This is a genomic window from Thermaerobacillus caldiproteolyticus (assembly GCF_013761245.1).
GTDB lineage: Bacteria > Bacillota > Bacilli > Bacillales > Anoxybacillaceae > Thermaerobacillus > Thermaerobacillus caldiproteolyticus.
Window position 1 is genome coordinate 199,087 of sequence record NZ_JACDUT010000007.1, and the last position, 26,052, is coordinate 225,138.

Below are 26,052 nucleotides of genomic sequence, written 5' to 3' on the forward strand. Positions count from 1 at the left end.
GCATACGGATCAGCCCATTTTGTTTGGATTATTGGAAAAGTACTTTCATTGCTGTCTTTAATTGTTCATCATTTTTGTCATCACGAATTGCTTCAAGCACTTTCGTTTGCAGCAATTCCGCTGTTGCCTTATCAATCTTTCCGGTGACCGGAAGGTTGTTTGCTTTTTGGAATTGTTTAACAGCTTCTACTGTTTTTTGGCTGAAATAACCATCCTCACGTCCCGGATCAAAACCAAGACCTTTTAACATTTGCTGAGCACTTTTTACTTGTTCGTTATTCATATCGTAAACAAGTTCTTTTTCAATATGGATTGGGCTTGCATAGAAGTATTCCGGTTGTTGCACCACTACGTCCGGTTTGATTCCTTTTTTATGAATCCAATGCCCATCAGGAGTCAACCATTTATAAAGTGTCAGTTTGATATTGCTGCCATCGCCCATTGGAATCGCTTGTTGAACGGTTCCTTTTCCAAATGTCGTCTCTCCAACAAGCTTATAGCCTCCTGCTTCCTTCATAGCCCCTGCGAGAATTTCCGAAGCGGAAGCACTTCCTTTGTCAATTAACACGACAACCGGATACGGTTTTTTCGTTGCTAAATCAGAGTAGAAGCGCTGTTTATCACCATCGCGCTCTTCAATTTGTACATATGGCTTATCTTTCGGAATAAACTGTTTTAAAATTTCCTCGACGCTTTGTAAATATCCTCCTGGATTACCACGCACGTCAATGACTAATCCTTCAATTTTTTCATCTTCTAATTTTTTTAATTTCTTTTTAAAATCTTGTGCCGTATTTTCTGAGAATGACGTTACTTCCAAATACCCAACCTTTTTCCCTTTGTACGTTTTCATGGAGTCATATACTGTTTCGATTGGGATTTCATCACGGACAACATTTACTTTTAATACTTCCTTCACACCTGGACGAAGAACATCCAAGTGAACGGTCGTCCCTTTTTTACCGCGAATCTTCATTACCGCTTCATATAAATCGAGTCCTTCAATACTTTCTCCATTCACTTTAATAATTTGGTCGTTTGGTTTCAGTCCAGCCTTTTCTGCTGGTGAATTCTTAAACGGAGCGACAATCGTCACTTTTCCGTCAATCATGCTCACCTCGGCACCAATGCCTTCAAAGGAAGAATCTAATGATTCGGTGAATTGATGTGCCGTTTCCTCATCCATATACACAGAATAAGGGTCATTGAGCGTTTCAATCATCCCTTGAATCGCGCCTTCAATTAATTTTTGATCATCGACTTTTTGGACATAGCGATTTTTAATTAACTCGTACGCTTGTTCAACTTTCTTTAACTCTTCCTCCTCGCTTTTTGTTGCTTTGTTTGCATCCTGTTTCGGTTGGATAAGCGACATGTGATCACCCGCATCCCGGTCAACTAGCTGCATGCCGGCATACGTCCCGCCTGCCCCAACCAACATGGATAAAGCCATTAACATTGCTGTCATTTTCTTGTTCACTCTCTTCTCCTCCTCACCCTACACCATACAGGAAAGGCACCACACAACGTGCCGTGCGATGCCTTTTATTATCATCATATGGATTGCTTGTACATATTATGTATAAAATAAATCATCCATGCAATATCAGTTTACACGTTTATGTTTATTTTCTCAACTAAGAAGCAAGAGAATTATTTATTTTCTCTTCCTTGAAAGGTGCCCTTTCGAAGAAAACATTAGAGCACATTAAAATAGGATTCAAACTCGTTGTCTGAACCCCATTTGTCTACACTCTCAGCTTATCGACAAAGGCGGCAAGCTAAGCTGCCAGCAGATGTCCAAATAAGGAAAATTCGATATCTAAACATATCATAGAACAAGACAACGAGTCTGTGCTATGTTCAAACAGCTACTCAAAATCCTGAACGGGATGGAAATGATGCATATGCTGAAAAAAGGACAACTTCCACAAGAGGTGAAGTCTGTCCAAAATCGAAAGGAATCTATTAACGTTTTAGCATCGTATCATAATCTGTAATCATGTCCTATATTTCTAGTAAATGATCTTCGTACCGAAACCATGTTGCACATCTGCATGTTTCAGAATATGAATTAGTTGCCCCTTGAAAACCTATCGCGTATTTTTTTCAGTCTTGCATGATACTCTAAGATTTCGATTCTTGCTTTTTCAGCTAGAGGTGCAATTGGTCGTAAGTCTTTTAATCTCCAATAATCAACAATGACATCAAGCACTTGATCAAAATATTGAAGCGGACCATAATTCGCTTCTTTTGCAATGACAGCCATTCGATTTTCAAAGTCAGGCATAACAGCACCTGGCATTTTAAAATTCATAATCACATTGGCAATGTGATAGCAATAATTAGGTTCCAATTTCAAATGCTCTCGAATGACATCCCGATAAAACGCATAATGGAGTGTCTCATCTTTGGCAAGACGGCGCAATAACGTAGCAAGTTCCGGATCATGCTTACTTGCAACCTTGGCTACATTATTGTAAAACACCATCGTTGCAAGCTCTTGTAACGTCGTATACGTCATCGCTTCAATGGGTGTATGAAAATTAGCCGTAAATCCATTCTCAACGACTGATTTTCTTAATTCATGCAACCGTTTAGGATCAACATTTCGAGTGAGCAGCAAATAAGTCTCCAATAAATCAGAATGTTGATCTTCTTCCGAAGTCCAAGTATGGATAAAATCTGTAATAACAGAAAGGGATCCTTTAAAGGTTTCGGATAGATAGGTAGTAAACCATGGTAAGTTTACTTCTGTTAATAAAGCTGTTTCGATAGCAGTAATCACACCAGAAGGCAGAGTAACTTGACTTTCATCCCAAGGAACTCTTTTAAAATCCATTCCCTTATCCCATGGTAAAAATTCATGATAGCTCCAATCGATTTTCTTTGCTCGCTCTTTATGTTGTTCATAAAGTTCTTTTAAACGTGATTCTAATCGAAAATCTAAATCGTTTGTTAGCATAGCATTCTCCCTTTCTCACTATTCAGCAAAATAAAAACTTGTCACTCTTTTAACGTAAATGGGAATTCGCAATAAGATGACGATCGATAACGAGAATTATGCTATGTGAATCGTTGTAAGTTTTTGTTCTGTGCAAACCGCATAAAAGTATAATTATACGCAGTAATGTTTCCTACACCAATTCCCCTCTTTATTATTTAATCAGGACTGAAAGAAAGTTCTTGGTAAGTCATTAACTTCATAGGCAACATGTATTCCGGACTCGATTGCACCTTGGATCCAACCGTGGGTAGATGAGGCATGTTCGCCAGCAAAATGAACTCTTCCTTCGGGAGAGGAAATATAGGGAGATAGTTCTGTCGCCTGTTCTGGTTTAAACATCGTGAAAGCTCCACCAGAGTACGGATACCGGACCCAGCTGTGGCTCGTTCCTGTTTCAAACTCACGATATACCTCTTTACCATGGATGATGGCCAAGTTTTTTAATGAATATTCCAAACGATTTTCATCGCTCAAACTATCCCACGGTATAGTATCATCCTCCCATGTATAACTAGCCAAAATAACCCCCGCTTCTGTTGTACCAAGGCCATGACTCGGATATTGAGTATACGTAATAGGAAGATCAGAAACAGTTTTCCCGCCATACATGCCTTCCTTTTCCCAGAACCTGCTTTTAAACTGAATGCCGGTCTTCGTAGAGCCCACATAATGAAGTTCCCGAATCGCCTTCCATTTGTTGTGAGAAAAAGAATCACGTGGTTCAACCTCTACAAATTGTAAGATTGAAAAAGGAATGGTCACAATTGCAAGATCACCGGTGATTTGAAATGGCTCCAAGATTCTTGTATGGACAGAATGAATGGTTACTTGATTGTTGTGCTGCACAATTTTCCTCACCTTTTGTCCGAACATGATATTATCTTTCAATTGAGGAACAAATGCTTTAGGAAGTTGGTCGTTACCGCCTGTGATCTCATAAAAGACAATATTAGGGGTAAACAAGATCATCAGTTCGCGTAACGCTTCTAGGAAAGAAAGTTCCGGAAATCCTTCCAGTGAAAGAAGTACTTTGATCATCTCGATAGCAGCCGGAGATAACGTGGTTCCAAACGGGTTATATCTCAAATAAGCGTCCATCGAGTATTTATCCAATTCTTTTACGACTAAAGGCCAATTCTTTCGCGGATTTTGGTTAATAAAATCTGTCACGGGCTTAATTGCTAATTGAAGCAGCTCCGTAGCAGTTCTCCCCCTTTCATGCGGTGCTACCGGAAAGCCCAAAATGTCAGGGTTTCTTTCATACATCTTCAAACGAGTTTTGATTCCTCTAACATAGATAATGTCGTTAGGAGTGCTGTTGATAAACTTATTAATCGGAAGACGGAATTTTCTTATATATTCCAAAGTCAAAAAATGAGTATGAGGAATACGCATCGCACCCGCTTCAAGATACTGATCATCTCTAAAATCGGATCGCAACGTATAGATCCGTCCTCCCACCCTTTCAGAAGCTTCAAGAATCGTCACATTGTGTCCAGCTTGTTTAAGCAAAGAGGCTGCGACCAGTCCTGCCATCCCTGCGCCAACAACGATGATCTTCTTGGAAATTTTTGTTTTTTGAAGTCCATTTCTGATGATAGCAATCATCTGATCGGATGATAACTTAGGATATATGTAACTTGACATACTTCCCCCCCTTTACAATGCTCGTCAAACCGTAAACTGACAAAAAGATGCCTTACTGTCATCTTATTCAGCCAGAAAGTACAGTTATGCAAAAAATCTCCGAAACTCGGACATACTGATACTACTAATCTAAAAAAAGGGGGTGACAAATTCGTGCAAGTGGAAGCATGATCAACCTGATATGACTTTGTTAAAGGTGATGGGATAGTACTTACGGCACAATCGGAGCTTTCGTGCTCCTGTGGAAATGATGGAAGAACGAGGTTGGTCAATCGAGTATACATCCATTATGAGTTGGGTTCATCCATACGGACCCCAATTGAATAAGAGAATCCATCGTCATCTCCAGCAAGCGAATGACTTGTGAACCTATATCACGGTAAAAGGGAAATGAAAGCACTTGTATCGTGTGCAGCGGGTTCCCAAGAAAACTCCGTTGATTTTCACCCAAGCAAAACAAGAGACCAAAAAGCTGCAAGGCGCTTCTTAAAGACTGCTTTGCGGTCTTCTCATGTCTCTACACCTCGTGTCATTACAGTCGATAAAAGCCCAGCTTACCCTGTACCAATAGAAGAGTTGAAAAAAGAAAAAAGATGCCAGCAGGCATCCAAATAAGGCAAATGAAATATCTCGATAACATAGTGAAACAAAATCATCCATTTTTTATTGTTCGTTCTATGCCAGGATTGGGATCCTTTCGTACAGCAAAGCCCATATTTTTTGTTAAAACAAGGAAAGTTGCTTTACTGGACAAGTCTGTCCAAAATTCAGTGAAATCCATCAATTATTTTGGAATTACTGCGTAAACCTCGATTCCGTTAAAAATCTTTATGAATGCCGTATTGGCATTAGAACCAAAAGATAAGAACTAAAACTATATTTTGAGTAGAAGAAATATTTCAAAAACAACAGCGATATTTGATTATTTTACTCCTTCTCTTGCTATTCAGTTGTCTTGTTCTATTAGTTTTAATTCTTGGAAAATTAGTATTTGTTCAATTCTCATTCCTGTATCACTTCATATCCGTGATCTGCAGGCTTTTCCTCCAAAATCGAAACACTGTTTTAAGAAATTAGTAAGACGAAATCATAAAAAACTTGCTTTTGTTTGTTATCAATGTCCTCCAAGGTACGCCATCTTTACTTGTTCACTAGCGTTTAACTCTTCTGCTGAACCGGACAAAACAACACGGCCAGATTCAATGACATACGCCCGATCCGCCACAGAAAGTGCCATATTCGCGTTTTGTTCAACTAGCAATATGGTAGTTCCAAATGAATTAATCTCTTCAATGATCCGAAAGATCGTTTTGACCAGCAAAGGAGCTAGTCCCATAGATGGCTCGTCTAACAGAAGGAGACGCGGACGTGCCATTAATGCGCGGCCCATGGCCAGCATTTGTTGCTCTCCTCCCGACAAGGTTCCGGCAAGTTGCTTTCTACGTTCGTGGAGTCGTGGGAATAGTTGATACACTTTCTCGAAATCCTGTCGAATCCCATCTTTATCCTTCCTTAAAAAAGCACCCAATTCTAAGTTTTCTTCTACGGTCATATTGGCGAAAATACGACGACCTTCTGGAACATGAGAAATTCCTTGTTTTACAATCATCTGTGCTGCTTTGCCTGCAATAGATTGCCCCTCATATAAAATGTCTCCATGTTTCGGCTTTAACAATCCGGAAATCGTCTTTAGCAGCGTACTCTTGCCAGCGCCATTTGCTCCAATTAATGTGACGATTTCTCCTTCTTGTACTTCAAGTGAAACACCTTTTAACGCTTGAATATTTCCGTAAAATACATCGATACTTTCTACCTTTAGCATTACGAAACCTCCTCTCCCAGATATGCTTCAATCACTTTAGGATTATTTCTGATCTCTTCAGGTGTCCCATGTGCGATGAGCTGTCCGTGATCAAGCACGTAAATTCGTTCACATACTCCCATAACAAGAGACATATCATGCTCAATAAGCAAAATCGTTAATTGGAACTTTTCTCTTATAAAAGCGATCAAATTCATCAGTTCTCGGGTTTCCTGCGGATTCATTCCGGCTGCCGGCTCATCGAGCAACAACAATTTTGGATGTGCCGCAAGAGCTCTTGCAATTTCTAAACGACGTTGTTGTCCGTATGGTAAATTTTTTGCTTTTTCATACATAAAACTCTCAAGATTGAAAATTTTCAAAAACTCAATAGCCTTTTCTTCTATTTCTTTCTCGCCAGAAAAATGAGAAGGCAAGCGAAAAATGGAGCTAAAAATGGAATGACGAGCAAGAGAATGGTAGGCAACCTTTACATTATCAAGTACGGAAAGTTCACCGAACAGTCGAATGTTCTGAAACGTACGACTAATCCCTTTTCGTGTAATTTTGTAAGGTGCCAGACCGTTTAACTTTTCATTATCAAGTACAATACTTCCTTCTGTCGGTTCATATACACCTGTCAGCAGGTTGAAAAATGTCGTTTTACCTGCACCGTTCGGTCCAATCAGCCCAACCAATTCTCCCGCATTTAATTCAACATTTATACCAGACAATGCTTTCAAGCCGCCAAAATGAATTCCAACATTATTGGCTTTAAGCAACGGTTTGTTTGTTTTCACCCTGTTTTCCCCCTTCAACCGCTTTGCCTAACCTGAAGAATGAAGTCAATTCTCGGGTACCTAACAACCCTTTTGGACGATAGATCATGACCAATATAAGTACTAAACTATATATGATCATCCGAGTCTCTGGATAATCCTGAAGGAACGTAGAAACAATTGTCAACAAAATAGCAGCTATCACCGCTCCAGACATGCTTCCTAATCCCCCAAGCACGACGAAAATCAAAATATCAAATGACTTCAAAAAACCAAAATTCGTCGGCTGAATAATATAAAAGTTATGGGCGTAAAGACCTCCGGCAATACCAGCAAAAAAAGAACCTATCACAAACGCGGCGACTTTATAGTACGTTGTATTAATCCCCATTGAATCCGCAGCAATTTCATCCTCTCGAATAGAAATGCAAGCACGGCCATGAGTGGAGTTTGTAAAGTTTGCAATGACAATAATGGTAATAAGCAGGCAGGCAAATACCCACGGCCAACTTGTTAGATGGGTTACTGTCATACCGCTGGCGCCGCCAACATAATCAACGTTTAGTAAGATGATTCGTACGATTTCTCCGAAACCAAGCGTAGCGATCGCCAGATAATCCCCCTTTAGCCGAAGGCTAGGAATGCCAATTAGAAGCCCCGCTGCCGCTGCTACAATACCGCCGACCAGTAAAGAAAGTGCAAACGGCATTTGCAGTTTCATTGTCATAATAGCAGAGGCATAGGCGCCCACTGCAAGAAACCCTGCATGCCCAATTGAAAACTGGCCTGTAATACCAATGATGAGATGAAGACTGACTGCCAATATGATATTAATAGCCATAAAAAACAGTGTATTAATATAAAAAGTATTTAACATTCCTCCTGATATTAATAACTGAACCACGATAAAAAACACAAGTGCTAACACAAAAGAAATCCAAAATCCATTGATCCGTTTTAAAGTAGTCATCAACTTCTATCCTCCTTATACTTTTTCTCTTACATTTTTGCCAAATAGGCCTGATGGTCGGAAAATAAGAATAAGTATAAGAACGATAAAAGCCACTCCGTCACGCCAGAGAGAATAACCAAGTCCGCTTACTAGTGCTTCAATCACACCAAGGGCAAGACCGCCGACCATAGCACCCGGAATAATACCGATACCTCCTAATACTGCCGCTACGAAGGCTTTTAAACCTGGAATAATGCCCATAAGTGGCTCAATTTTAATATAGTAAATACCGAAGATGACACCCGCAGCGCCTGCCAGCGCGGATCCTATTGCAAAGGTTGCGGATATTGTATTATCTACGTTAATCCCCATTAGTCGCGCTGCTTCTGAATCATAAGAAACAGCACGCATGGCTTTTCCTATTTTCGTTTTATGAACGATTAACTGAAGTAAAATCATCAATACAATGGAAGTACAAAGAATCAATAATGACTGACTGCTAATGGTCACGCCAAATACTTCAATGCTTTTATCAGGGAGCAGTGTACTTGGATATGCTTCTGGCTGAGCACCTCGTACATATATCGTCCCGTATTCAATAAAAAGCGAAACCCCGATTGCAGTGATTAAAGCTGCAATTCTTGTGGCGTTTCTTAAAGGCTTATAAGCAATTCTTTCAATAATTACGCCCAATAAGGCACATACAACCATAGCCAATAGAAGCGCTGGGAAGAACCCTAGATTTAAACTTGTAATCGCATAAAATCCGACAAACGCACCAACCATAAACACATCGCCATGAGCAAAATTAATCAGCCTAACAATTCCGTACACCATCGTATATCCGAGAGCGATCAGCGCATATATGCTGCCAAGAGATATCCCGTTAACTAGCTGTTGAATGAGTTCCATATTTGCACTCTCCTTAGGAAGTACTGTTTTCATTTCGAAGGATTAAAGCTATTAAGCTATTAAAACCCCGAATAGGGGGACATGCCCCCTATTCGACTCATACCATTAGATGGTATTATGGATTCACTTTTGTTTTAAACTGTTGCTCACCATCTTTATATTCAAGAATTGTTGCAGATTTAACTGGATCATGATTCTTATCAAGAGTCAATGTTCCTGATACGAGGGAGAGGTCCTTCGTTTTAGCAAGAGCCTCCTTGATTTTTACCGGATCTGCACTTCCTGCGCGTTTGATTGCATCAGCAAGGAAATACGCCGTATCATATCCAAGTGCGTTAAACGCATCTGGAGATTTGTTGTATTTTGCCTTGAACGCTTTTACGAACTCCTGAATTTTAGGATCTGGATCATTAGAAGAATAGTGATTTGTGATAAATGTATTGTTTAGAGCTTCTTTTCCAGCAATTTCAACAAGCTTTGGAGAATCCCAGCCGTCACCGCCCATGAAAGGAACTTTAAGCCCAAGTTCACGTGCTTGTTTCACAATAAGACCTACTTCTTCATAATAACCAGGCAAGAATACAAATTCTGGATTAGCAGATTTAATACGTGTAAGAGTAGCACGGAAATCGGTGTCTTTTGCCACATAGGCTTCTTCCGCTACAATCTTTCCGCCGTCTTTCTCAAATGATTTTTTAAAAGAAGCAGCAAGCCCTTTTGAATAATCACTAGAACTATCAATGAGTATAGCTGCATTTTTTACCTTCAAATCATTGATCGCAAATTTAGCTGCTACCGTACCTTGGAAAGGATCGATGAAGCAAGTTCGGAATACGAAGTCATTTACTTTGCCGCCTTTATTTGTAATAGTAGGATTCGTTCCTGTAGGTGTAATTAACGGAATTTTGTTATCCTGCGCCACTTGGACTTGAGCAAGCGTATTTGTGCTTGTTGCTGACCCAATAATTGCTTTAACTTGATCCTGACTAATCAGTTTAATTGCACCATTAGTAGCTTCTGCTGCATCAGATTTATTGTCTACTTTGACTAGTTTCAACTCTTTTCCATTAATGCCTTCTTTATTAATTTCCTCGAGCGCAAGTTCCAAACCTTCAGCAATAGACTGTCCAAATGAAGCTACTCCACCAGACAGTTCGAGATCAGCACCGATTTTAATGATATCGTCTCCTCCGCCATTATTGCCTGACGAACTGGTTCCATTATTTTGGGATCCACCATTACACCCTACCATCAGGCTGCTAGTTATCATAAGTGACAAAAAAACACTAACTAATTTTTTCTTCCTCATAATTTACCCCCATAATAAAAAATTTGGTAAAATCCTTGATTGGCTACAGCTATCTTTTACACTTATCGAAATCCCCCCTATACATTTTTATGAATAATAAAATTGTTCTTAATTAATATAATTTTACAAAAATTATACTTTTTCGTCTAGGTGTATAAGTAAAATAAATGTCATTTGTACTTAATTTAAAATTACTAATCATTTCGAACACATATGTCTTTTTTACCTAAAAAGCAATAACTCATTTACATATTACATATATATCTTCTATTTTCCCCTCTTACGTCTTTTGCCCATTATCGTTCTTTATCAACTATTATCTTTTAGTTACTTAAAAAATTAATTTATTTTTAAGGAATAATTTGTAAATAGAAAATAATAAAAAACTGCTCATTTTTGAACAGTTTTTTCATCTTCAGCGATTAACCCTTTGCAGCACCTTTATGGCTGTATCTTTTCCGACTTCAGTTAATGTATCATTTGAAACATGATAGTCACTCTTTTATCAACTGACTTTTTGATCGTTTTTGCCTAAAGAAAAACCGCCTCTTAGTCATTAGGAGGCGGTTTCATGCAATCCATTATTGCATAGAGACAAAAATAGTTTTAAAAAAGACATTGTAACCATCTTGATTTTTCAAGTTTTTTCTTTTAAAAACAGATTATTTGCTTGAAATCAAAAAATGCATAAATATTTTAATATTGTAATTCTGTTCTAACATCAGCAATCCGTTCAATCTACACATTTACGGTATAAACATTATTTATTCGATAATTTCGTAATATTATATTTAAAATAAGACAACATTAAGTAAAGCAGTGGACGCTATTTTATTCAAATCACTATTTTAGATTTACATTTTTTTCTTTTCTTAAGTGGCTTGACTTCTATGTACAAAAGTGAGAAACAACCTGATTCAGTCGGTTGCCTCTCCATCCCGTGCGTATTGGCATTTGTCATCTTAAAGCAGGTGTCCAGATGAAACCTTCGTCTTCATTCGCAGTGTTAAAAATGAGAGTCTTCCCTTAAAAATTTTGTGAGTTCTCCGCCGCATCGTACGTATAGTTGAAATCAAGCACAGCGAGCGGCACAGACAATATGCTGACCCGTTCATCTTCCTGCGTCATCATACGATTGATACACGCTGAAGAAAGAAGAATTGACATTATTTTTCACGTTCATGCGAATCGATTGACCGTTTTCATTGTAGTAAAACTCAGTCATTCGTCCTGTCGGCATTTGAATTGACGATAAACAGTCAAACGTTACGTATACTAACTGTCGCCGTATAAAAGATAAATTACACTTGCTTAACTTAATTGACTAACGAGGACGATAGTTAAATAACGTCAGTCACTATACATTTATCACAATCTTTTCAACATAATAAACCGACTCCTGCCAGAGAAATCTCTAGCAGGAGTCATTGGGCATAAAAATGGTTATGGCGAACTCCACCGCCTAATTCAGCTGGACTTAATGACGATATTTATAATAGGTAATTGAAACCAGCAGTTCATTAGCCAAAGAAAGTCTGAATCAATAAATATGCGTTTAAGCTGATAATCACAATAGCTACCATCCACGCAAGAACGCTCAACCATAATGGATTTACGAACTCTCCCATCTTCTTTTTATCGCTTGTAAATTGGACAAGAGGAACAACCGCAAAAGAGAGCTGTAAAGAAAGAATTACTTGGCTCAAAATAAGCAATTGAGCCGTTCCGCTTTCGCCATAAAGAGCAGTTACGATGACAGCCGGAACAATGGCAATCAATCGAGTGATAAGCCTTCTTAACCAAGCAGGAAGGCGAATGTTTAGAAACCCTTCCATCACAATCTGACCGGCCAAGGTCCCTGTTAATGTTGAGTTTTGACCAGAGGCCAACAAAGCAACTCCAAATAAAATACTTCCAAGTGTGGTCCCAAGCAGTGGAGCAAGCAAGTGATAAGCATCTCCAATCTCCGCGACATCCTTCATTCCTGCTTTATGGAATGTAGCAGCAGAAACAATAAGGATAGATGCATTAATTAATAAAGCAAAGAAGAGTGCAATAGTTGAATCCCAAGCGGCATATTTGATCGCTTGTCGTTTCCCTACACTAGTTTGTTCGTATTGCCGTGTCTGCACAATGGAAGAATGCAGATAAAGATTATGAGGCATTACGGTTGCACCTAAAATACCGATGGCGATATAGAGCATTGCTGGATTGTCAAGAATCTCTTTGCTTGGAACAAATCCCTCCAATATGCCGCCGACATCTGGTTTAGAAAGAAAAATTTCAGTCGCAAAGCAAGCACTAATAGTTAGAATTAAAATAATTACCAACGCTTCAATATAACGAAACCCTTTATTCTGCAATAACAATACAACCAGTACATCCACAGCTGTAATAATAACTCCGTATATTAATGGAATTCCAAACAACAAATTCAACGCGATTGCCGAACCGATCACTTCCGCCAGATCACAAGCCGCGATGGCTAACTCGCATAAAACCCATAAAGCTATTGCTACAGGCTTGCTGTAATGATCGCGACAAGCTTGTGCCAAATCTCTTCCCGTTACAATTCCCAACTTGCTAGCTAAGGCTTGAAGCAATATTGCCATTAAATTTGAAAGCAAAATCACGAAAAGTAACGTATACCCGAACTGGGAACCTCCTGCAATATCAGTCGCCCAGTTTCCCGGATCCATATACCCCACGGCAACTAAGTATCCTGGTCCAGCAAACGCTAGAAACTTTTTCATCCAAGACCCCGTCTTTGGTATACGCAAACTTCTATATACTTCGGGTAAAGTGGGTTGTGTCCGTTTCTTTCTCCAACCTTTCTCAACAGCTAACGGCGGTTTTTTTATATTTTCACTCACGATGATCACCTCATCATTGGTTTACACTAAATATTTTGTGTCAAGGAAACTTTTAGAATAAAAAAATTTGCTCCTACACTTAGAAACTAGATATATGTAAGAGCAATGAAAATGTTACCTAAATGAATTGTACATCAGAAAATATTTTAGTCAAGGGAAACTTTTATCGTTTATTAGTTTGAGCTCTCCAAAAATATTGAACAAGGTACCATACTTGCTCTATATTGGTCATATTTTTCGTTAAACCTTCATTTCCCCGTGATGGATTTGAGAGGTTTCAATTTGAATGGTTGTATGCAGAATCTTAAATTTTTCTTCAACAATGTGAATGGCATCTTGTAAAACCTTTTGGCTGTCTTGATGATCTTCAATCAAAATATGGCAACTTAATGAGTCCAACCCTGATGTAATCGTCCAAATATGGAGATCGTGAACGTTAATAACTCCTTCAATACTTTCTAAGGCTTTTTTCACTTCATTTTGATCAATGGTAATGGGCGTCCCTTCCATCAAAATATGAACTGTATGTTTAATAACTCCCCAAGCTCCTTTCAAGATTAATAAGGCAACCAGAACAGAAATAATAGGGTCAGCTACATACCAACCAAAGATCCACATGACAAGCCCAGCGATGATAGCACCTACGGAACCCAAGGCGTCACCGATCACATGAAGATAGGCGCTGCGAAGATTGACATTATTTTTCACATCCCCTTTTCTCATTAACGCCCAAGCACTTAAAAGATTGGCAAAAAGACCAATGGACGCAATTAGCATCATAGAGCCGCTAGCTACGGTTGGTGGGTTGTAAAAACGCTCAATGGCTTCCCATACGATAAACCCAGCGATAACAAACAAGGTAACTCCATTAAACAAAGCGGCTAAGATTTCAAAACGATAAAAGCCATACGTTTTATTGGGGGAAGCTGGTTTGGTGGCAAACCAAATAGCAACTAAACTAAGAACAAGTGAACTGGCATCACTAAGCATATGACCAGAGTCAGAAAGAAGGGCTAAGCTATTTGTGATTAAACCTCCGAAAAACTCTAACAACATAATTCCAGCGGTAATGAGAAGGGCAATCGTAAGCCCTTTTTTATTACCTTCTCTGCCGTGATCGTGATGGTGTCCGTGGAGATGGTGATGACCATGGTGGTCGTGAGAATGATGGTGGTGATGATGATGCATGATAAAACGCCTCCTTAATGATGTTCAGCATGGTCAATGGCTTGTTTTAATAATGAAATAACGTGTTCGTCATCGCAGGAGTAAAACAGTGTTTTTCCTTCGCGGCGATACTTAACCAGTCTCAGATTTCGCAATATACTAAGTTGGTGGGAAACGGCTGATTGAGACATTTCCAACACTTCTGCAATGTGATTTACATTGCACTCTTCTTGCGATAACAAATAAAGAATTTTGATTCGTGTTGGATCGGCTAATACCTTAAATATTCGCGATACATTTTCAATGGTTTCAGATTTTAAGAAAGAATGGTCTTCCATCTTCATGATGATGTCCCTCACTTTATTTATTATATATGAGCATATGTTCATATGTATGTATAATATTTTACATTCATTTTTTTGTCAAGTTTAGGAAATTTTTTAATGAAAATGGGTGATTTAGCTCTTAATGAATGGGAGGGGATGATGATATGGTAGACAATCATAATCATTTTCACGTACCAGATACAAAAAAGGGATTAATGATCGCTCTTCTTATTACTTCGGGGATAACGGTTTTGGAGTTCTTCGGTGACTGTTTACGAATAGCCTAGCATTACTATCAGACGCAGGGCATATGTTAAGCGATATTGGCTCTCTAGCTTTGAGTTTAGTCGCTATGTGGTTCACCGCAAGACCACCTTCTCCACGAAAAACATACGGTTTTTACCGATTTGAAATACTAGCAGCTCTGTTGAATGGACTTCTCTTATTCGTCATTGCAGGATTTATTTCTTACGAAGCTTATAAACGTTTTTTTGAACCTTCAACAGTCGCAAGTGGTACAATGATGCTCATTGCTACCATTGGGTTGTTGGAAAAATCACCAGCGCATTTATTTTGACAAAAAAGTGATACCAAAGAAAATGTAAATGTACGAAGCGCCTATTTGCATATTATTTCTGATGCATTAGGTGTAGTTGGGGCAATCGTAGCAGGGATTGTAATGTACTTCGTTGGATTTAACACAAAAATAACAATATAAATCGCATCCCAATCCGCAACAAAAAAGGGCATTATCGTAATGATATGCCCTTTTACTTATTCCAAATGACTAAAACAATATTCTCGGTGCTTTCTTGATCACAACCATCCAATAAATAATCTGTTCTCTCTTGGGTTTTCTCTATTTTGATTGATTTACAAGTTGAAGTATTTATACTTCCACTTCCAAACTTATCTCTTGTGGTATCTGTTATTAAAGTAATACTTTCTCCATCATATTCAAGGTCTTGTATTATTGGATCACCTTCAACTGTATAAGCAACTATTCTAATCTTATCCTCTTTACCTCGATTAACATTTTCTACAAATTGCATAAACTTACCAAGATTGGTTATATCCCCGTGTTTATTAACAATATCGTCTTTTGATGGTTCGTATTCCCCACAACTAGATAATAGGAGCATAATTAACATAAAACAGATTATTTTTTTCATTCCATTGTTTCCCCTTATTTGTATTTAAATAAATTATATCATTTAAAGTGAATTCCTTGTCTTAAATTCCCAATTTTTGTTCCAATAAAAATAAAGAGACCAATACATATGCGAATTGGTCTGCTAATAGCTATGTTGTGTTTTCTCTCCTGCAAGTGCCCCCGTTAAACTTAACTTGTACCTTTTTAGTAAAGTCTTTTATAGAAAAAACAAGTAAAATGAAACCAATACAAAACCGATTATAGCCATGATAACGCAATATATTTTTGTAGATGTGCGTAAAGCTGTTCCAAAAATTTCTTTTCCCGTCACGGAAAGCATTACCCCCATCGCCAATGCGATAATCATTGCTACTAACCAAGGAATCCCCATTCCATAATTGCTTCCTATGAAAGCTCCAACTCCTACGGGAGCGGAGGCTATGGTTGCCCCAAGTATGATGCTGAGAATTCCAAACCCAGCCATCAGCAAGGGAGTAAAAACAGCAATACCTTCTGGAATATTGTGAAGCATGATCGCAGTCATCATTGGTTTAGTCAATGAATCGTGAGTATTTGCTCCAAGTGCGATGCCTGTTGGAAAATTGTGTAGGGCAATACTGAATGTTAAAAATAGACCAGAATGTACGAATAAGTCTTTTTTAGCGTCATTTGTAATAATGATCACATGATGAGAAACCTTTTCTAGATGCTTGTATATAAAATAACCAAAAATCAATCCGGCAATGGGGACAAACCAGCCTCCAATTTCTATGCTTTCAGGCAAAATTTCCATTGTGACCAGTCCAAATATCATTCCACTACATATGGAAAAAATGGTCGGCATTCCTTTTTGCAAACCTTTAAACAGCCAAGCAATCACTCCACCAGATAACATTCCAATAGCAGAAGCAGAAAAACCTAAAAGCCAAAGTGAGTTCATCCATCATCCCCCCTTGTACTAAGTTGTCTTTACTTTTATATCTGCCAAACTTATAAAATATGCCCTTTAAAAACAAAAAATCCTCCATTGTTGGAGGATTTTTTGTTTTTATGAGATTTTGACTACGAAAGAAATGGTAATGACCTTTCCTTCGTGTTGAAACTGACTTCTATTTTTTAAACTCTTTTTTCCGCTAATCAATTATTAAAAGTTAACATAATTAAGCGGATTTACTGCATTTGATTTTGCTGGGTTCCACGGACCGCGGTGCAGCTCGAAATGAAGGTGTGCACCTTCAGACTGCCCCGTATTGCCCATGTATCCAATGATTTGTCCTTTTTTAACAGTCTGTCCTTCGCTCACGAGACGCGCCTCTAAGTGTGCATAGACCGTCGTGTAGACTTGTCCATTAATGAGGTGAGTAATAAACACAACGTTTCCGTAACTTGTAGAGTAGTAAGAACGGAACACGTAACCATCTGCTGCTGCAACGACTGGAACTTCTGGTGCACGCTTACCAATATCGACTCCGTAATGGAACTCACCGCCGCGTGGACCAAATCCTGATGTAATTGGGCCGTTTGCCGGTCTCATAAATACGCCGCTTGTCACTGGCGGAGTATTCGCTGAAAAGTTTGTGCCAGCTGATGAAGTTGAATGGCTGTTAGAGCTGCTATACGAAGATGAATGGCCTCCAGAGCTACTAGATAAAGCCGCTGCGCGACGTTTTGCTTCTGCCTCTTCTGCCTGCTTTTTCGCAAGCATTTGCTGAAGCTGTGCTTTCATGGCCGCTTCTTGTTTCGCTAACAATTCTTTTTCTTCAGCAAGCGCCATTTTCTTTTCATGGTTTTCTTGTTCTTCTTGTTTCAAGCTGGCCATAAGCTTATCTTTTTGCGCGATTTGACTATTGAGTGTTTGCTTTAACTGTTCAAGCTCTTTTAAATCCTTTTGAAGATTGTCAAGCTTCGTCGCTAGCTCGTTCTCTTTCTTTTCTTTAAGTGCTTTATCGGCTTTTTGTTCTTCAATAATTTGCTTGTCCGCTTCAAAAATTGTTGTTACGGCACTTACACGATCAATAAAGTCACTGAAACTTTGTGATCCTAATAACACTTCAAGGTAGCTAATAACTCCACCGCTTTGTTGTAATGAACGAACACGCTCTTTCAACAATTCATTTCGTTTTTCGATTCGCTCCTGTACTTCCGCAATTTCCCGTTTTAACGCTTCAATATCCTGTTTCGTTTGATTGACGTCTTGCGATAAACTGCGAATTTTTCCGCTCGTTTCTTCCACTGCCATATCTAACTTTTTAATTTCTTCTGCCAGTTTTGCTTGTTGCGTTTGCAGACGTTCAATCTCTTGATCTGCTTTGTTCATTTGATTTTGCACGGAAGACTGTTTTGATTGAATGTGATTAATTTCATTCCGCTTTTCTTGAATGTCTTGATTGCTTACAGCACCTGCCCAGTGAGGCGAAAAGCTTGTCGCACCAACCACAGTTGCGACCGCTAATGTCATCATTCTCCTCTTCACGGCCTCGTTTCCCCTTTCTTATTTTTCATCTATTACACTTTCAAAAATTTACGAACGGACATCATACTTCCCCATACACCGATGCATGCACCGAGCAATAATAAGACTGCGCTAATTTGCCACATAAACGGATTGAACGGCAGCAATTGCATAAATGGAACGGCTAATCTCGGCTTTACAAATTCATAAATGTTATAGTATACAAACGAGAGAGAGACAACCGGAACGACAGCACCAATGACACCAAGCCATAATCCTTCCAGAAAAAACGGCCAACGAATAAATCCGTTTGTCGCTCCTACTAATCTCATAATCTCGATTTCGCGACGACGCGCAAAAATGGTGATTTTAATAGTATTAGAAATGAGAAACATCGCAGTAAACAACAAACCAATAATTAAACCTAACCCAATATTTCTTGCAATTTTTAACGTTTTAAAGAGTTTTTCGACTTCACCTTGTCCATATTTGACCTTATGCGCAAACTTAAATGTTTCGATCTGTTTAGCTACTTTCATCGTATCCGTCGGCTTTACCGTTTTGACGACATAGACATCGCTGAGTGGATTATCTTGCTCAAACAATCGGAACGATGAACCTTCTTCACCAAAACTTTTAATTAAATTTTTCAATTCGTTTTCTTTGGATGAATATTGAATTTCTTTTACTTCAGGAATCGCGTCAATTTTTGCCCGCAATGCTTGTTTATCTTTTTCTGTCGCTGTTAAATCAATATAGACTCGAATTTCGACATCGTCCTCAATGTTTTTGGCAAAATGGTTCATATTGAACATGATCACAAGGAACACGCCGACGAGTAACAGCGTTACAGTCACTGCACTAATCGAAGCAAATGTCATCCAGCCATTTCTACCAAGGCTTTTTACACTTTCCCGCATATGACGTTTGAGGGTGTTAATCGTCATAGCCGTATTCCCCCCTCGCCTCATCGCGGACAATTTTCCCATTTTCAATCGCAATCACACGGCGCTTAATCGTATTGACGATCTCGCGGTTATGTGTTGCCATGACAATTGTTGTACCACGATCATTAATTTGTTCAAACAGCTCCATAATTCCCCACGATGTTTCTGGGTCTAAGTTCCCAGTCGGTTCGTCTGCAATCACAATTTTCGGCGAATTGACAATTGAGCGAGCGATGGAAACGCGCTGCTGTTCTCCACCCGATAGCTCATTCGGATACGAACGCACCTTATGCTTCAAACCAACTAAGTCTAATACTTCCATTACTTTCTTTTTAATCGTCTTTGGAGATTCTTCAATTACTTCCAAAGCGAACGCTACATTTTCATATACCGTTAGCTTAGGAAGTAATTTAAAATCTTGGAAAACAACACCGATATGTCGGCGCAATAATGGTACTTTGCTATCTTTTAATTTCGCAAGGTTTACACCGTTAATCATAATTGATCCGCTCGTCGGCTTTTCTTCGCGGTACATCATTTTAACAAATGTTGATTTTCCCGCGCCACTAGGACCAACGACATATACAAATTCCCCTTGCTTAATGCGAACACTCACGCCATTCAGCGCAACGACGCCATTGGAATATGTCTTATATACATCTTGCATTTCAATCATATATATCACCTAATTTTGCTTTTTCATCTTTGCTGACATCATTCGAGCTATGTCGTGCAATTTATACAAAATTCCACAACAGTCATTATAACATTATTTGCGCCCATTTATTTTTACATTTATATTTCAAAATCATTACACGAACCGAAAAGCAGATAGCCAACATAGGCAAATATTCCTATTGAACACGCGAAAGAGGGCCGTTAAGAACGATCTTCACCCGCAGAAGTGATTGTGATCCTCAAGAGGAATGGCATCGAGCATCCTTTTCAAATCATGCTTTAAGCAAGTATTGCATGGATGCTTAAACTGGCTGCGAGCCGAAATACACAACGGCGCGAATTTACTTGCAAACGTGCTTGTCGCTTTGGATCGAGCTGATTTGGCGCAAGACAGCTAGCTGCCGAGCTATACTGTTCTCTTTTAACATTTATAACTTTCTTATAACAAAGTATCTGGTATCCATAGCGGACACCAGATACTTTGTTGCGCTTTTATTTTTTCGACGCTAACCACTCGGCCACTTTATCTACGTTTTCTCCTTGAATGAGGCCACCAGGCATGCCACCGCGACCTTTTTCAATAATTTGTTTAATTTCGTCTTTCGAATATTTGCTTCCGACTTTTTGCAAACTTGGTCCTATTTTTCCCTCTAAATCTTGACCGTGACAGCTTGCACAATTTTGCTGGAAGATCTGTTCTGCTGTTGAAGCCGTCGAACCACCGCTATCTTTATTATTGTTATCAGCAGCCTCGTCTCCCCCGCCACAGGCAGCTAATAGAAGTGCTGTACCGATGAATAGACCAAACAGTTTCTTTTTCATGAACGAACTCCCCCCAGTAAAAAATTGCATATATCGTTATTATAACCGATGTTTCGACGATTTACGCGCGCTTAAATCCTTCACCGAGCACTTCTGCGGCATCCATTACCACGACAAACGCTGATGGATCAATGCTTTTCACTAATTGTTTCAATTTCGTGAACTCTGTTTGTTCAACGACGCACATCAGTACTGGACGCTCATGCTCCGTATAACCGCCGTAGCCAGATAGCTTTGTTACCCCGCGGTCAATTTTGTGTAAAATTGCTTCCCGTACTTCCTTTTCCTTATTTGTAATAATCATGGCCATTTTTGAATAGCCGAAGCCAACTTGTACTAAGTCAATCGTTTTGCTTGTAACAAAAAGACCGATGAGCGCATATAACGCTTGTTCAATATCGAATACAAGCGCTGCCGTTAACACGATTAAGCCGTCAATGAGAATGACGCACTTCCCTAGTGACAATCCCGTGTACTTATGAATAATTTGCGCAGCTAAATCTGTTCCACCGGTCGAGGCCTTGCCGCGAAACACGATTCCTAAACCAATGCCAACCCCAATCCCCCCAAAAAGGGAACCAAGAAGTGGATCATGGGTGGCTGGGTCAAAATCTTTTGTCAAGTAAACAATGAATGGCAAAAACAGCGTACCCACTAACGTTTTTAAGCCAAATTGTTTACCGAGCAATACGACACCGGCGATAAAAAGCGGAATGTTTAACGCCCATTGCACATATGCTGGCTGCCATCCAAGCGTCGCGTGCAAAATGGTGCTAATGCCGCTCACTCCACCGGAAGCGACACGGTTCGGCAATAAAAAGACATTAAATGCTACGGCAACGATCGCTGAACCGATCAGTATGTATACATATTCCATGATCATTTCTATTTTTGGATGTAATCCTTGGTTTCTTTTTCTCATTCTCGAACCCCCCATGAGAGTATAGCACGCGCGTTTGAGCAAGTAAATGACAGCCAAATAACGTAGTAAAGCGTTAAAGATAGTTTATACATAAAAAAGCATCTAATATCCAAAAACGATATTAGATGCTCGATTACTTTACTTAGTTTATTTCAATTTTGAACGTAAGTAAGCATCGATAAAGACGTCAATTTCGCCGTCCATCACCGCTTGCACGTTCCCAACTTCAACGTTTGTACGATGATCTTTCACAAGTGAATACGGATGGAACACGTACGAACGAATTTGGTTTCCCCAACCAATTTCTTTTTGCTCTCCACGAATTTCCGCGAGCTCGGCTTGTTGTTCTTCCAATTTCTTTTGATAAAGTTTCGCTTTTAACATGTTCATTGCTTTTTCACGGTTTTTAATTTGTGAACGCTCTGATTGACATGTCACCACAATACCAGTCGGGATATGGGTAATACGAACCGCTGAGTCCGTCGTGTTGACGTGCTGTCCGCCAGCACCGCTTGAACGGTATGTGTCGACTTTAATTTCGTCCGGGCGAATCTCAATTTCAATGTCATCGTTAAACTCCGGCATCACTTCGCAAGAAACGAACGACGTATGGCGACGGCCGGAAGCATCGAACGGCGAAATACGCACTAAACGATGAACGCCCTTTTCCGCCTTTAGGTAGCCATATGCATTGTGACCTTTAATTAAAAGGGTAACGCTTTTAATCCCCGCTTCTTCCCCCGGCAAATAGTCGAGCGTTTCGACTTTGAACCCTTTTTTCTCTGCCCATCTCGTATACATACGAAGAAGCATTGAGCCCCAGTCTTGCGACTCCGTTCCCCCTGCACCAGGGTGAAGCTCTAAAATCGCATTGTTTTTATCATATGGCTCATTGAGAAGAAGCTGAAGCTCAAACTCGCTAAAATCTTTGGCAAGTTTTTTTGCTTCTGCCACTAACTCGCTGTGCAAGTCTTCATCTGGTTCTTCTTTCACCAATTCGTATGTGACTTCTAAATTTTCATATCGCTCTTCTAGCGACTTAAATTCCCCGACTAAGTCTTTGAGTGCATTCGCTTCAGCAATGACCGTCTGCGCTGCTTTTTGGTCATCCCAAAAGTCAGGCGCTGCCATTTGCTCTTCTAATTCGCGAATGCGCGCTTCTTTCACATCGAGGTCAAAGAGACCCCCTAATATCCGCTAATCTCTTAGCCATTTTCTCAAGGTCTTGCTTAATTTCCACTAAATCAATCATCATATCTTCACCTCTTTACTCATTTTACTTGATAAAACAAGCAAGAATCAATGGGTGCTTTTCGTAAGAAAGAGGAGGAGGCGCAAATCGCTCTCGAAGCCAAATGTTCTTTACGCGTAAAAAGTGCTTGTCCCTTCGGAGCGAGGCTAGTTTGGCACAAAAAAGTTAGTTAACATTCATACTTTTTATTGCTCAAAAACAAAGTGAGAGGTTCACCCCCTCACTTTATGACTGCTCTTACTTAGCTTTATCATGCCGTCAATCCCTTTGCCAGATGACAAAACAAGTGGCACTTTCTATTGAATGATATAATGTTATGCATTTCTTCCGCAACAGTTTTTATATTTTTTGCCGCTGCCGCAAATGCATGGATCATTGCGGCCAATATCGATAGCTTTTCTCACCGGCTTACGTTTGACTTCTCCTTCTTCTTCCTTAGGATGAACAGCTTCCCCTTTAGCCACTTCTTGGCGTTCAAGATTGCTGTGAATTTCCGCTTTCATAATATATTTCGCCACTTCTTCTTCAATGGACGCGATCATATTTTCAAACATCGCATACCCTTCCATTTGATATTCGCGAAGCGGGTCGATTTGCCCATAGGCACGCAAATGAATACCTTGACGCAGTTGTTCCATCGCGTCGATATGATCCATCCACTTCATGTCGACCGCCCGAAGAACGATGACACGCTCAAATTCGCGCATTTGCTCTGACGGAATTTGCTGTTCTTTTTCGTCGTAGCGCGCTTTTACTTTTTCCCAAATGAGCTCAATCATTTCCTCAGGCTCTTTGCCGCGCAAATCGTTGATCGTCACATCACCTTCAGGCAAAAGGTTCGCATTCGCATAGTCGATAATACCTTTTAAATCCCACTCTTCCGGCAATTCTTCACGCGGCGTATGCGCGTTAACGACACGCTCAATGACAGATTGAATCATTTTTTCTACAATGTCACGAAGATTTTCCGTATCGAGCACTTCAAAGCGTTGGCGATAAATAATCTCGCGCTGTTCGCGCAATACATCATCGTATTGTAAAAGCTGTTTGCGCGCATCGAAGTTGTTGCCTTCAACTCGTTTTTGCGCGGACTCAACTGCTCTTGTGACCATTTTGCTTTGAATCGGCTGCGAATCATCCATACCTAACCGGTCCATCATCGCCATTAAGTTTTCTGAACCGAAGCGGCGCATGAGTTCATCTTCTAATGATAAATAAAATTGCGATATGCCAGGATCCCCTTGGCGTCCAGAACGACCGCGCAACTGATTGTCAATGCGGCGGCTTTCGTGGCGTTCTGTACCAATGACAGCTAATCCGCCAAGCTCCCGCACACCTTCACCAAGTTTAATGTCGGTACCACGTCCGGCCATGTTTGTCGCAATCGTCACCGCGCCTTTTTGACCTGCTTGGGCGATAATTTCCGCTTCTTTCGCATGGTTTTTAGCGTTTAAAACGTTATGAGGAATGCCGCGCTTCGTTAACATGCGCGAAATCAGCTCTGACGTTTCAATCGCGACTGTACCGACAAGTACAGGTTGTCCTTTCGCATGCCGTTCAGCAATATCCTCGACAACGGCACGGAATTTCCCTTCCATTGTTTTAAAAATTAAATCAGGACGGTCCTCACGAATGACCGGCTTATTCGTCGGGATAACAACAACTTGCATATTGTAAATGTTACGAAACTCTTCTTCTTCCGTTTTTGCCGTCCCCGTCATTCCTGCCAGTTTTTCGTACATGCGGAAATAGTTTTGGAACGTAATAGTTGCCAGCGTCATTGATTCGTTTTGGATTTCTAATCCTTCTTTTGCCTCGATCGCTTGATGCAATCCATCGCTATAGCGGCGTCCTCTCATCAAACGACCGGTAAATGGGTCGACAATAACGACTTTTCCATCTTCCACAACGTAATCGACATCACGATGCATCGTCACATGCGCTTTTAACGCTTGGTTAATATGATGGTTCAGCGTCACGTGCTTAAGATCAAACAAGTTGTCAATGCCAAACGCACGCTCGGCTTTTGTAATCCCTTCCTCAGTTAATTGAACGCTTTTTGTTTTTTCATCGTACGTATAATCGACGTCCTTTTGTAGCGTGCGAACGAACGCATTCGCTTGAATATAAAGCTTCGTTGATTTTTGCGCCGTTCCTGAGATGATGAGCGGCGTGCGCGCCTCATCAATCAAAATCGAGTCCACTTCGTCAATAACGGCAAAATGAAGCGGACGCTGCACCATATGCTCTTTGTACAACACCATGTTGTCGCGCAAATAGTCAAAGCCGAACTCATTGTTTGTTCCATACGTAATATCGGCATTATACGCCGCTTGTTTTTCCTCGCGGGACATGCCGGTTAAGTTTAATCCGACCGTTAGCCCTAAAAATTCATATAATTTTCCCATCTCTGTAGCGTCACGGCTTGCAAGATACTCGTTCACTGTTACGACATGTACACCTTTTCCCGTTAACGCATTTAAATACACCGGCATCGTCGCCGTTAACGTTTTCCCTTCCCCTGTTTTCATCTCGGCAATATTGCCCTCATGAAGCACAATACCGCCCATAATTTGCACCTTATATGGATACATCCCAAGGACGCGCTTTGCTCCTTCGCGCACAACCGCGAACGCTTCGACTAACAAATCATCGAGCGATTCGCCTTTCTGATATCGTGCTTTAAATTCCTCCGTCTTTTGACGCAACTCGCTATCAGAAAGCTTTTCCATCTCTGGACCAAGCGCATCAACTTGGTCAGCAATTTTCTCTAAACGGCTAATTTGGCGTTTGTTTGGATCAAACACCTTTTTCAATACTCCAAGCATATATGGAACGCTCCTTATTTCATCGGTTTATCACAAAAGTAAAAACAATTATCCAATATTAATGATACCATTTACTATCCACAGTGACAACTTGGACACCCTTTTTCACAAAAACAAAACCCAGCGAATTTGATATGATCCCCTTATAGTAGACAGAAAAAAGAAAGCCAATTAATCTGTCTACTATGGAGGGGATTTTTCTATGGGGAAAATACGAAAAACCTA

At 40.0% G+C, this 26,052-nt stretch carries 21 protein-coding genes, 2 pseudogenes and 1 riboswitch; of the genes and pseudogenes, 2 read left to right on the forward strand and 21 right to left on the reverse strand.

All coding sequences use genetic code 11. The features are described from left to right. Positions 1–28 precede the first annotated feature (28 nt). From HNR31_RS12400 to HNR31_RS12410, 3 genes are all read right to left on the reverse strand, one after another. Positions 29–1,480 carry a S41 family peptidase gene (locus HNR31_RS12400; RefSeq protein ID WP_181556544.1) on the reverse strand — a complete coding sequence of 484 codons (1,452 nt, stop codon included), beginning with the start codon at positions 1,478–1,480 and terminating at the stop codon, positions 29–31. A 594-nt stretch (positions 1,481–2,074) separates the two neighbouring features. Beyond that, a complete protein-coding gene (locus HNR31_RS12405; protein ID WP_181556545.1) occupies positions 2,075–2,965 on the reverse strand; it encodes an acyl-ACP desaturase in 891 nt (296 codons plus the stop codon). Positions 2,966–3,166: 201 nt separating this feature from the next. Further along, entirely contained in the window at positions 3,167–4,654 is a 1,488-nt protein-coding gene (locus HNR31_RS12410; protein WP_181556546.1) for a flavin monoamine oxidase family protein, read from the reverse strand. A 181-nt stretch (positions 4,655–4,835) separates the two neighbouring features. Between HNR31_RS12410 and HNR31_RS12415 the strand changes: the two are divergent. Beyond that, positions 4,836–5,460: pseudogene (locus HNR31_RS12415) on the forward strand (IS6 family transposase). A 308-nt stretch (positions 5,461–5,768) separates the two neighbouring features. Here the strand turns inward: HNR31_RS12415 and HNR31_RS12420 are convergent. The 9 genes from HNR31_RS12420 to HNR31_RS12455 form a co-directional block, all read right to left on the reverse strand. Continuing rightward, the gene (locus tag HNR31_RS12420) at positions 5,769–6,476 is read right to left on the reverse strand and encodes an ABC transporter ATP-binding protein (protein ID WP_181556547.1); all 708 of its coding nucleotides are present in this window, start codon (positions 6,474–6,476) and stop codon (positions 5,769–5,771) included. Beyond that, complete coding sequence (locus HNR31_RS12425) at positions 6,476–7,255, reverse strand: ABC transporter ATP-binding protein (RefSeq protein WP_181556548.1); 780 nt, start codon at positions 7,253–7,255, stop codon at positions 6,476–6,478. The genes HNR31_RS12420 and HNR31_RS12425 overlap by 1 nt, the downstream gene beginning before the upstream one ends. Then, positions 7,230–8,204 carry a branched-chain amino acid ABC transporter permease gene (locus HNR31_RS12430; RefSeq protein WP_181556549.1) on the reverse strand — a complete coding sequence of 325 codons (975 nt, stop codon included), beginning with the start codon at positions 8,202–8,204 and terminating at the stop codon, positions 7,230–7,232. The genes HNR31_RS12425 and HNR31_RS12430 overlap by 26 nt, the downstream gene beginning before the upstream one ends. 15 nt (positions 8,205–8,219) lie before the next feature. Continuing rightward, entirely contained in the window at positions 8,220–9,098 is an 879-nt protein-coding gene (locus HNR31_RS12435; protein WP_181556550.1) for a branched-chain amino acid ABC transporter permease, read from the reverse strand. Between the two features lie 115 nt (positions 9,099–9,213). Continuing rightward, complete coding sequence (locus HNR31_RS12440; RefSeq protein ID WP_181556551.1) at positions 9,214–10,407, reverse strand: ABC transporter substrate-binding protein; 1,194 nt, start codon at positions 10,405–10,407, stop codon at positions 9,214–9,216. A gap of 1,026 nt (positions 10,408–11,433) precedes the next feature. Next, positions 11,434–11,574, reverse strand: a complete 141-nt coding sequence (locus HNR31_RS18440; protein ID WP_220129514.1) for a hypothetical protein — start codon at positions 11,572–11,574, stop codon at positions 11,434–11,436. A 244-nt stretch (positions 11,575–11,818) separates the two neighbouring features. Continuing rightward, a riboswitch (Fluoride riboswitch) is annotated at positions 11,819–11,879 on the reverse strand. 48 nt (positions 11,880–11,927) lie between these two features. Next, the gene (locus tag HNR31_RS12445; protein WP_181556552.1) at positions 11,928–13,280 is read right to left on the reverse strand and encodes an Nramp family divalent metal transporter; all 1,353 of its coding nucleotides are present in this window, start codon (positions 13,278–13,280) and stop codon (positions 11,928–11,930) included. 240 nt (positions 13,281–13,520) lie between these two features. Beyond that, positions 13,521–14,468, reverse strand: coding sequence for a cation diffusion facilitator family transporter (locus tag HNR31_RS12450; protein ID WP_181556553.1), 948 nt, complete (start codon positions 14,466–14,468; stop codon positions 13,521–13,523). A gap of 14 nt (positions 14,469–14,482) precedes the next feature. Further along, positions 14,483–14,791, reverse strand: coding sequence for an ArsR/SmtB family transcription factor (locus tag HNR31_RS12455; protein WP_181556554.1), 309 nt, complete (start codon positions 14,789–14,791; stop codon positions 14,483–14,485). A 146-nt stretch (positions 14,792–14,937) separates the two neighbouring features. Between HNR31_RS12455 and HNR31_RS12460 the strand changes: the two are divergent. Further along, positions 14,938–15,458 (forward strand): annotated as a pseudogene (locus HNR31_RS12460) (cation diffusion facilitator family transporter); the annotation flags it as partial. An 85-nt stretch (positions 15,459–15,543) separates the two neighbouring features. On the opposite strand, the gene HNR31_RS12465 reads toward HNR31_RS12460, so the two are convergent. The 9 genes from HNR31_RS12465 to secA form a co-directional block, all read right to left on the reverse strand. Beyond that, entirely contained in the window at positions 15,544–15,945 is a 402-nt protein-coding gene (locus HNR31_RS12465; protein ID WP_181556555.1) for a DUF4362 domain-containing protein, read from the reverse strand. Between the two features lie 198 nt (positions 15,946–16,143). Continuing rightward, the gene (locus tag HNR31_RS12470; protein ID WP_181556556.1) at positions 16,144–16,866 is read right to left on the reverse strand and encodes a ZIP family metal transporter; all 723 of its coding nucleotides are present in this window, start codon (positions 16,864–16,866) and stop codon (positions 16,144–16,146) included. Positions 16,867–17,070: 204 nt separating this feature from the next. Further along, a complete protein-coding gene (locus HNR31_RS12475; protein WP_458296329.1) occupies positions 17,071–18,387 on the reverse strand; it encodes a murein hydrolase activator EnvC family protein in 1,317 nt (438 codons plus the stop codon). Positions 18,388–18,431: 44 nt separating this feature from the next. Next, complete coding sequence (ftsX, locus tag HNR31_RS12480) at positions 18,432–19,325, reverse strand: permease-like cell division protein FtsX (protein WP_181556557.1); 894 nt, start codon at positions 19,323–19,325, stop codon at positions 18,432–18,434. Beyond that, positions 19,315–20,001 carry a cell division ATP-binding protein FtsE gene (gene ftsE / locus HNR31_RS12485; protein WP_181556558.1) on the reverse strand — a complete coding sequence of 229 codons (687 nt, stop codon included), beginning with the start codon at positions 19,999–20,001 and terminating at the stop codon, positions 19,315–19,317. The genes ftsX and ftsE overlap by 11 nt, the downstream gene beginning before the upstream one ends. 494 nt (positions 20,002–20,495) lie before the next feature. Next, positions 20,496–20,825, reverse strand: coding sequence for a cytochrome c551 (gene cccB, locus HNR31_RS12490; RefSeq protein WP_181556559.1), 330 nt, complete (start codon positions 20,823–20,825; stop codon positions 20,496–20,498). 61 nt (positions 20,826–20,886) lie between these two features. Next, positions 20,887–21,747 (reverse strand): YitT family protein, encoded by an 861-nt coding sequence (locus tag HNR31_RS12495; RefSeq protein WP_181556560.1) that lies wholly within the window; start codon positions 21,745–21,747, stop codon positions 20,887–20,889. Between the two features lie 147 nt (positions 21,748–21,894). Further along, positions 21,895–22,996 (reverse strand): peptide chain release factor 2 gene (prfB, locus tag HNR31_RS12500; protein WP_181556576.1). Its coding sequence is split into 2 segments (ribosomal slippage): positions 21,895–22,923 and positions 22,925–22,996, totalling 1,101 coding nucleotides; the frame shifts between segments, so codons are not numbered across the junction. A gap of 317 nt (positions 22,997–23,313) precedes the next feature. After that, entirely contained in the window at positions 23,314–25,827 is a 2,514-nt protein-coding gene (gene secA, locus HNR31_RS12505; protein ID WP_181556561.1) for a preprotein translocase subunit SecA, read from the reverse strand. Between the last annotated feature and the right edge of the window lie 225 nt (positions 25,828–26,052).

What these genes read in the sequence shown, in the direction of transcription:
- ftsE (WP_181556558.1), bottom strand. Translation starts at nt 20,001, where the DNA reads ATGATTGAAATGCAAGATGTATATAAGACATATTCCAATGGCGTCGTT.
- HNR31_RS12475 (WP_458296329.1), bottom strand. Translation starts at nt 18,387, where the DNA reads ATGATGACATTAGCGGTCGCAACTGTGGTTGGTGCGACAAGCTTTTCG.
- HNR31_RS12420 (WP_181556547.1), bottom strand. Translation starts at nt 6,476, where the DNA reads ATGCTAAAGGTAGAAAGTATCGATGTATTTTACGGAAATATTCAAGCG.
- HNR31_RS12405 (WP_181556545.1), bottom strand. Translation starts at nt 2,965, where the DNA reads ATGCTAACAAACGATTTAGATTTTCGATTAGAATCACGTTTAAAAGAA.
- cccB (WP_181556559.1), bottom strand. Translation starts at nt 20,825, where the DNA reads ATGAAAAAGAAACTGTTTGGTCTATTCATCGGTACAGCACTTCTATTA.
- HNR31_RS12410 (WP_181556546.1), bottom strand. Translation starts at nt 4,654, where the DNA reads ATGTCAAGTTACATATATCCTAAGTTATCATCCGATCAGATGATTGCT.
- HNR31_RS12495 (WP_181556560.1), bottom strand. Translation starts at nt 21,747, where the DNA reads ATGAGAAAAAGAAACCAAGGATTACATCCAAAAATAGAAATGATCATG.
- HNR31_RS12455 (WP_181556554.1), bottom strand. Translation starts at nt 14,791, where the DNA reads ATGAAGATGGAAGACCATTCTTTCTTAAAATCTGAAACCATTGAAAAT.
- HNR31_RS12450 (WP_181556553.1), bottom strand. Translation starts at nt 14,468, where the DNA reads ATGCATCATCATCACCACCATCATTCTCACGACCACCATGGTCATCAC.
- HNR31_RS12440 (WP_181556551.1), bottom strand. Translation starts at nt 10,407, where the DNA reads ATGAGGAAGAAAAAATTAGTTAGTGTTTTTTTGTCACTTATGATAACT.
- HNR31_RS12470 (WP_181556556.1), bottom strand. Translation starts at nt 16,866, where the DNA reads ATGAACTCACTTTGGCTTTTAGGTTTTTCTGCTTCTGCTATTGGAATG.
- HNR31_RS12465 (WP_181556555.1), bottom strand. Translation starts at nt 15,945, where the DNA reads ATGAAAAAAATAATCTGTTTTATGTTAATTATGCTCCTATTATCTAGT.
- HNR31_RS18440 (WP_220129514.1), bottom strand. Translation starts at nt 11,574, where the DNA reads ATGTCAATTCTTCTTTCTTCAGCGTGTATCAATCGTATGATGACGCAG.
- secA (WP_181556561.1), bottom strand. Translation starts at nt 25,827, where the DNA reads ATGCTTGGAGTATTGAAAAAGGTGTTTGATCCAAACAAACGCCAAATT.
- HNR31_RS12435 (WP_181556550.1), bottom strand. Translation starts at nt 9,098, where the DNA reads ATGGAACTCATTCAACAGCTAGTTAACGGGATATCTCTTGGCAGCATA.
- HNR31_RS12430 (WP_181556549.1), bottom strand. Translation starts at nt 8,204, where the DNA reads ATGACTACTTTAAAACGGATCAATGGATTTTGGATTTCTTTTGTGTTA.
- ftsX (WP_181556557.1), bottom strand. Translation starts at nt 19,325, where the DNA reads ATGACGATTAACACCCTCAAACGTCATATGCGGGAAAGTGTAAAAAGC.